Origin of the sequence: Protofrankia sp. Cr1 (assembly GCF_963555865.1) — a bacterium.
Classification (GTDB): Bacteria; Actinomycetota; Actinomycetes; order Frankiales; family Frankiaceae; genus Protofrankia.
Window position 1 is genome coordinate 7,099 of record NZ_CAUVXO010000213.1, and the last position, 1,150, is coordinate 8,248.

Annotated in this window: 1 protein-coding gene and 1 pseudogene; one reads left to right on the forward strand and one right to left on the reverse strand. The window is 67.3% G+C overall.

Features of this window, described 5'->3' with window-relative positions; translation table 11 throughout:
- Positions 1–109: 109 nt before the first annotated feature.
- Complete coding sequence (locus tag U9980_RS16525) at positions 110–643, reverse strand: hypothetical protein (protein WP_322755705.1); 534 nt, start codon at positions 641–643, stop codon at positions 110–112.
- 259 nt (positions 644–902) lie between these two features.
- Between U9980_RS16525 and U9980_RS16530 the strand changes: the two are divergent.
- Positions 903–1,150: pseudogene (locus tag U9980_RS16530) on the forward strand (MarR family transcriptional regulator); the annotation flags it as partial.

Here is a 1,150-nt window from a genome sequence, read left to right on the forward strand (position 1 = left end):
TTGTCTGGCGGAGGCGCATCGTCGGGAGCCTGGTCGTCGGCGGCCATCTGGTCAGCATGACGCCTCCGCCCGCGGCGCGCAGACCGCGGGCGGCAGCGACGCTATTTGATCATTCTTCGTCGTGGACCCGTACCGCTTCCTCCTCGGGTGCGCCGACATACGGAGAGTCCTCACGACCGCGGCAGCGTCCGCCGATCGGACCGTGTGCGATGAGCTCGCCGGTTGTGACGTTCCGCACGCCCTCGTCATCAGCCAGCAGCGGCGGCGAGGCGTCCGCGACGCCGTCAGCTTCCAGCCCGCGCCCACCCGGCGGGTCGTATGGGGCATAGACATCGGACTCCAGGACGTCGCCTGACTCCAACCGCGCCGCCTCGGCATAGGGATCCGGATCGGGCTGCTCCTGGGAGAGCAACGAGTCTAGGGACTCACCCGCACGCTGCTCCGCTGCGGTCGTCCCGAAGCGCTCGCCGGGGCCGAAGCGATCGGGCGGATCCCAGCCGTCGTCGAGCGGGTCATGCCCCCGGTCGGTCGAGCCGAGGCCGTCGCTGTCGAGACTCTCGGACTGCTCGAGCGGACCGCCATAGGTGTTGATGTAACCGACGTCGACGCTGTCGATGTCGCCGTCCGGCATCAGCTGCGTCATCGTCGCCTCCCGGTTGGATCAATGGATTCTTGATCAATGGATGCTGGATCAGTGGCTTGCCGTCGTTCGGTGTCATCGGTGCATATTCCCGGGATGGACCGCGGGTAACACGCGAAGGCGGTCAGATCACCAAACCACTACGGGACACGCCTCAACCGCTCGCACGGAGCGCCAGGGTCACCACGGACGGACGACAGGTGCCGAAGTTGACCCACCCCGCTTGCAAGCCGATTTTGGATGGCGTATAGCGTCCGGGTTTGTGACTACTGTCGCGGACCGCATTCTTGAGCGGCTGGCAAAGGTTCCGGCCGGCCTGGACGACGGACAGTTGGCGGAAGCGCTTGAGCTTCGCCGCCAGACCGTGAACCAGGTCTGCCGCCGACTGTCGGACAATGGGCGCCTGCACCGCGGGCCCGGCCCGAGCGGGCGCATTGTGAACAGGTTGTTGCCGCAGCACGATGCCTACCCGAAGCCCGTGCCGGCCCAGCCGTCCACGCCGGCCCAGCC

Coding starts and splice junctions, on each gene's coding strand:
- U9980_RS16525 (WP_322755705.1), bottom strand. CDS start 643: ATGACGCAGCTGATGCCGGACGGCGACATCGACAGCGTCGACGTCGGT.